Annotated in this window: 4 protein-coding genes; all 4 read left to right on the top strand. The window is 61.5% G+C overall.

Annotated elements, in window-relative coordinates:
• Positions 1 to 249 precede the first annotated feature (249 nt).
• Positions 250 to 2,430 carry a TonB-dependent receptor gene (locus JNL55_RS15125; protein WP_293854908.1) on the top strand — a complete coding sequence of 727 codons (2,181 nt, stop codon included), beginning with the start codon at positions 250 to 252 and terminating at the stop codon, positions 2,428 to 2,430.
• Between the two features lie 12 nt (positions 2,431 to 2,442).
• Positions 2,443 to 4,599: a PQQ-dependent dehydrogenase, methanol/ethanol family gene (locus JNL55_RS15120; protein ID WP_293854904.1), complete on the top strand. Its 2,157-nt coding sequence runs from the start codon at positions 2,443 to 2,445 to the stop codon at positions 4,597 to 4,599.
• 2 nt (positions 4,600 to 4,601) lie between these two features.
• A complete protein-coding gene (locus JNL55_RS15115) occupies positions 4,602 to 5,744 on the top strand; it encodes a 12-oxophytodienoate reductase (protein WP_293854901.1) in 1,143 nt (380 codons plus the stop codon).
• 3 nt (positions 5,745 to 5,747) lie between these two features.
• On the top strand, positions 5,748 to 6,433 hold a 686-nt coding region (locus tag JNL55_RS15110; protein WP_293854898.1), incomplete at its 3' end, for a hypothetical protein.

Raw genomic sequence — 6,433 nt, 5'->3', positions numbered from 1 at the left:
GGGTGCTGGCATCTGGGGCTCGCCTGAAGAAGTGACGGGTCAACTTGCGCCGCATTATAGGGAGCCCGACGCGCCTCACGATTCAACCTGCGACTATGGGTCATAAGATCGCGCGATGGTCGCAGTTTGAGTCGCTATTGGGCAGTTGTTTGGATTGCTGCTTATCATCGCCCCCGACTCGACTCGTTGCGAGCCGGGCGGAAGCGATCGCGGCGCTCACAAAATCACCGCGCACTTCGAGGGGGCAAAATGTATTCAAGAGCATTGTTCGGCCTGGCGGCAGCGGCCGGCACCATGATCTCAGCGGGCGCCGTTGCCCAGACGTCAAATACGGCTGCAGACACCGGCGTCGTCGACGAAGTCATCGTCACCGCACAGCGCCGCGAAGAACGCCTGGTCGACGTGCCCATCAGCATGTCGGCATTGCCGGCCGAAGCGCTGGTGAATGCCGGCGTACGCACCACGTTGGACATTCCCAAGCTGGTACCCGGCGTCGAGGTTTCGCACAACGGCGTGTGGGTGTCGCCCGCGATTCGCGGTGTGACGACACGAGTGGGCGAGAACAGCGTCGCGCAGTATGTGGACGGTGTTTACATTCCCAATCCGGTCACCGCGCTGAACGAGTTCGCCGCAGTGGAACGCGTCGACGTGTTGAAGGGCCCGCAAGGCACCTTGTTCGGTCGTAATGCGACTGGCGGTGCGATCATGATCATGACCGCCGATCCGAGCGTGAACAGCTTTCAAACACGCGTTTCGGCGAACGTCGAAGAGCGTAGTGGCTACGGCGGCAGCGGTTATATCAATGTGCCGGTGGCCGACAACTTCGCATTCAACGTGGCAGTGAACTATCGCGAAAGCGATGGCTGGATCAAAGAAGGCCGCAATACCTTGGCGAACGGCACGCAGCCGCTCAGCCCCGGCACGCCGCTCAATGCGATTCAGCATTCCGGCCAGCGCGTGAAATTGCTGTGGACACCGAACGAGCTCACCGATGTGCTGCTGACTTATTGGCACGGCGAGCTGCGCGATCCAGGCGCCGTCGTGTATCCGGCGATTTCGAATACGTTGGCGGGCAACGTCGGCAATCTCGGCCGCAATGTCGCGTTGGCCAATCTGGCGCCCATCAATCGCGCCAACTTCGATCAGCTCACGTTGAAAATCAATCGCGAGTTTGGCGACTTCAATTTCTCGTCGTTGAGCGCGTATCGCGATGACGGCAACTTCATTCGCGTCGACGTGGGCCAGACGCTGGCGCCACCCATCGTGGCGTCGTGGGATTCCACGCAACGCACGCTCTCTCAAGAATTCATTTTCCAGGGCCGTGTCGGTGCGTTCGAGCCGGTGTTCGGCTTGTTCCTGTACCAGGACGACTTCAGCAAGCGTTACCTCAGCGCCGCGCAAGTCGCAGGGCAGGAAGCGTTCTCGGTGGCGCCGTTCGTCGACCTGACCTGGCATGCGACCGATGACTTGGCGCTGATCGCCGGCGTGCGCTATACGCACGAGAAGCGCGAGTTCGACTATCGCCGCACTGCTGTCGGCGGTGACATCGTGTTCGACAAGGAGAAGAACTACAGCAACGTGTCGCCCCGGGTGGTGGCTCGCTACACGTTGGACAATGGCGCGAATGTCTACGGCTCGATCAGTCGTGGTTTCAAGAGCGGCTTGTTCAACACCGATGCGACTGGCTTGTCGTCGCCTGATCAGTTGGCGGCGCAGCCACTGGAAGCCGAGAAGATCACGACCTATGAAGTGGGCTTCAAGCGCTCGGTGGCCGAGTACGATTTCTCGACCGCCGTGTTCTACTACGATTGGACCAACATCCAGACCAATCGTTATTTGAACGGCAATACCATCGCGCAAAACGCGGCTGCTGCCGAGATTTACGGCGCCGAGGCGCAGATCTCGTACAACTTCTCGCCGGACTTCCAGCTCTATGCGAACGCGTCGCTCTTGCACGCACGCTACTCGTCGTTCCGTGACGCGAATGCCTCGGTGACGCCGGGCACGGTGGGCAATCTCTATAACCCCAACGATCCCACTGGCCCGCTGGTCGTAGCAGTGGCGCAGGATTGGACCGACGAGCGGATGTTGTTGGCGCCGGACTATGCGTTCAACGTCGGTTTCAACTGGAAGATTCCAGTGGGCGCTGGCACCGTCGAAGTGGCGCCGAACGCGCGCTACTCCAGCGAGTACGCGCCCAACGGCATCCTGCTCAACACTTCGGGCGACAACGTGCTCAACGTAGACTCGCGCACGCTGGTGGATCTCACGCTCAGCTACTTGCCCAACGAACACCTGACGGTGTCCGCGTATGCGCGCAATCTGCTGGATGAGAAGTACTATGCGGAGCCCAACTACAACGTGCTGGGCATCTACGGCCTGTGGGGCGAGCCACGCACCGTCGGCCTGAGAGTGTCTTACAACTACTAAACGAGTTCCTCGATGCGATTAGCAACGGCCGCTTTGCTCGCGGTGGCGGCGTTCGGACTGAATGCCTGTTCTCGCTCGGATGAGGCAGGCAAGGGCTCGGCAACGCGTGCGGTGGATTCGTTCGCCGCACGCATGGCTCAGGCCGACGCCGAGTCGCAGAACTGGCTCACGCACGGACGCACCTACGCGGAGGAACGCTTCAGTCCTCTGACCGAGATCAATGCGGACACGCTGGCGCGTTTGCAGCTGGCGTGGTCTTACGATCTGGATACCGATCGAGGCCAAGAGGCGACGCCGTTGGTGGTCGACGGCGTCATGTTTACGACCAGCGCCTGGTCCAAGGTGCAAGCGTTCGACGCGGTCACCGGCAAGTTGCTGTGGCAGTTCGATCCCAAGGTGCCGGGCACGGCTGCCGCGAAGGCTTGTTGTGACGTCGTCAATCGCGGCGCGGCCTATTGGGACGGCAAAGTCTATGTCGGCACCATCGACGGCCGCTTGATCGCGCTCGATGCCAAGTCGGGTGCCCAAGTGTGGTCGACGCTCACCGTCGATCCAGCAAACAAGAACACCATCACCGGCGCGCCGCGCATCGTGAAAGGCAAGGTCGTCATCGGCAACGGCGGCGGCGAACTCGGTGTGCGCGGTTATGTGAGTGCGTACGACGCGGCCACCGGCGAAAAAGTCTGGCGCTTCTACACCGTCCCCGGTGAACCAGGGCGTCCCGATGGCGAAATCTCCGACGAGCCATTGCAACGTTTCGCCGCGGGCTCATGGAAAGGCGAGTGGTGGAAGCAGTCGGTGGGCGGCGGTGGTGGCGGCACGGTGTGGGACTCGATGGCCTACGATCCGGAGCTGGATCTGTTGTACATCGGCACTGGCAATGGCTCGTTGCAATCGCGGGCTGCGCGTTCGCCGGGTGGCGGCGACAACTTGTTTATCGCGTCCATCCTGGCTTTGCGTCCGGACACCGGCGAATACGTGTGGCACTACCAGCAGACGCCGGGCGATCAGTGGGACTACACATCCACGCAGCACATGATTCTGACCACGCTGAAGCTCGAGGGCGTGGCTCGCAAGGTACTGCTGCAAGCGCCGAAGAATGGCTACTTCTATGTGATCGATCGCGCCACCGGCAAGCTGATTTCGGCGCAGCCGTATATTCCGTTGAACTGGTCGGAAGGCATCGACCTCGCCACCGGTCGGCCGAACATCAAACAAGCGGCACGTTACGACGAGACCGGTGAGCAATGGATCGGCATGCCTTCGCAAGTCGGCGGCCACAACTGGCAGCCCATGTCGCTCAGTGCGACCACGGGACTGGTCTACATTCCCATCCAGGAAGTGCCGGGCATTTTCAAAGTGGACTCGGCATTCAAGATGCGGCCGCAGGGCATGAACCTCGGCTTGGAGCTGCAGACGCTGGAGTTGCCCGACGATCCCAAGGTGCGCGCTGAGGCGCTGAAGATTCCGAAAGGATTTCTGATCGCGTGGGATCCGGTGGCGCAGCGTGAAGTGTGGCGCGCACCGAATCCGGGTTGGGTGAACGGCGGTGTGCTCAGCACAGCCGGCAATCTCGTGTTCCAAGGCGATGCCGACGGCATGTTCAACGCGCACGACGCACGCAATGGCAAAGTGCTGTGGTCGTTCGATGGCCAGAGCGGCATTCTGGCCGCGCCGATCAGCTATGCGGTTAACGGCAAGCAATACGTCAGCGTCGTCGTTGGCTTCGGTGGTGCCGTCGCGTTGGTCGGTGGCGAAGCGATGTGGGGCAAGCAAGGGCCGCGTCGGAATAAGAGCCGCGTGTTGACGTTTGCGCTCGATGGCAGCGCGCCTGCCTTGCCGCCGCTCGATACGCTCGCGCAGATTCCCTGGAATCCGCCGGCCGCGGTTGGCGACGCGAAGACCATTCAACAAGGCCGCATGTTCTACTTGAACACGTGCGCTCCTTGTCATGGCGGCAACGTGAAGAGTGCCGGCGTGATTCGGGATCTGCGCCATTCCGGTGCCATTGCCAGCAAGGAAGCGTTCTACGCCATCGTCGGTGAGGGTGCGTTGACCGAGCGTGGCATGGTCAGCTTCAAAGAGAACTACGACGCGCAGGAGATCGAGGCGATTCGCGCCTTCATCGTCAGCGTTGCGCGTCGGGATGCGGCGAGAGGCGAGCGGTAACAGTGGAGACCGCCGTCGCCGCGTTGTTCGAGCCGCTTCGAGTGCGTGGACTGACGTTGCCGAATCGTATCGTCATGTCGCCGATGACTCGCAATTTCTCCACCGGTGGCGTGCCCGGGCCCGACGTGGCCACTTACTATCGCCGCCGTGCTGAAGGCGAAGTCGGTTTGATCGTCACCGAAGGCACTGGCGTCGATCATCCGTCTGCCATCGGCGAAGGCGGTCTCGGCAAACGACAGAGCGATATTCCATTGATGTATGGCGAGGGCTCGCTCGCCGGTTGGCGTCGTGTCGTCGAGAATGTGCATGCGGCACGCGGCTTGATCATTCCCCAGCTGTGGCACATGGGCGTGTATCGGCTGCAGGGCACGGGACCGCATCCGGAGGCGGAAAGCATTCGCCCGTCGGGTCTGTGGGGGCCGCGGGGTGGTCACACCAGCACGTCGCCTGAGTTCATCGCCAAGGTGATCGAGCCCACCAAGCCGCCGAGCGACGAGCTGGTTCAAGATGTCGTCGATGCGTTTGTGCGGAGTGCGCACGCCGCGATGTCGGTGGGCTTCGATGGCATCGCCGTGCATGGCGCGCATGGTTACTTGATCGACACGTTTTTCTGGCACGAGACCAACCAGCGCAACGGTCGCTGGGGCGGCGATATTCGCGCGCGAGTGGAGTTTGGTGTCCAGATCGTGCGCGGTTTGCGTCAAGCGGTCGGGCCGGGCAAGCCCGTGATCTTCCGTTATTCGCAGTTCAAGGCGCAGGACTATGCTGCGCGCATAGCGAACACTCCGGAGGAATTGGATCAATTTCTGCAGCCACTGGCCGAAGCGGGCGTGGATGTGTTCGATGTGAGTGCGCGTCACTTCGATCGTCCTGCCTTTGAGGGCTCGACGCTGTCGCTCGCCGGCTGGACCAAAAAGCTCACTGGTTGCACTACCATGGCCGTGGGCGGCGTCGGCCTGACGCGTGACGGCCAGATCGTTACGGATTACAACCTGCACCGCGTGGTCGCTCGTATCGAGCAAGGCGAGTTCGACCTGATCGCGGTGGGCCGCTCGCTACTCAACGATGCGAATTGGGTGCGCAAGGTGCGCCATGGCGAGCCCTTCCTGCCGTTCACCACTGCGGCCTTCGACACGCTGATCTGACACATGACCACCGAATCTCTGAACACGCTCGACGACTATCCCGCCGCTCACGTTCCGCCGCTGAAGTTCTGGAGCGAGAACTACGCGTTCATGATCAACGACGGTGCCAATGGCGTGGCGTTGGCCAGCCAGATGGGGCGCTGGCCGGTGGATGCCAACATCTGGCGCGAGTTTTTCATGGTCGGATTGCCGGGCGAACGAGTTTTGTATCACAAGGCGTTCGGTCGCGCGGCGACGGCGAAAGTCGCGGCAGCTTCGTTGTTTCGTATCGAGGTCATCGAGCCTGATTGGGAATTCCGTCTGATCTTCGATGGCCCGGTAGCCGAGGATCAGCGCGCCAACTTGATGGCTCGTGGCACGACAGTGCGGCCCGTGCGTCCGTTGCAGTTCGATCTAGTGATGCGTGGCGTGGCACCGATCTGGGACATGAGTGGCCATGCGAATGCCGCCGAAGCACTCGCAGGCAAGATGCATACGGAGCAGGTGGGTTCGGTGTCGGGCACCATCGTGTACGGCTCCGAATCGTTCAAGGTGGAGCGCGCCTTCGGTCAGCGCGATCACAGCCGCGGTATTCGTGTCATTACTCAGCTGCATCGACATTGCTGGGCGCAGGGCTGGTTCCCCGAGCGTGATGTCACGTTCAACTTGTACAAGATGGCTGTGCATGGCGACCGGCCGACCATGTCGAA

It is taken from the genome of Steroidobacter sp. (genome assembly GCF_016790065.1).
Classification (GTDB): Bacteria; Pseudomonadota; Gammaproteobacteria; order Steroidobacterales; family Steroidobacteraceae; genus Steroidobacter.
The sequence above is the reverse complement of the archived record's forward strand: the minus strand, read 5'-3'. Positions and strand labels throughout refer to the sequence as shown.

What these genes read in the sequence shown, in the direction of transcription:
- JNL55_RS15125 (WP_293854908.1), top strand. Translation starts at nt 250, where the DNA reads ATGTATTCAAGAGCATTGTTCGGCCTGGCGGCAGCGGCCGGCACCATG.
- JNL55_RS15120 (WP_293854904.1), top strand. Translation starts at nt 2,443, where the DNA reads ATGCGATTAGCAACGGCCGCTTTGCTCGCGGTGGCGGCGTTCGGACTG.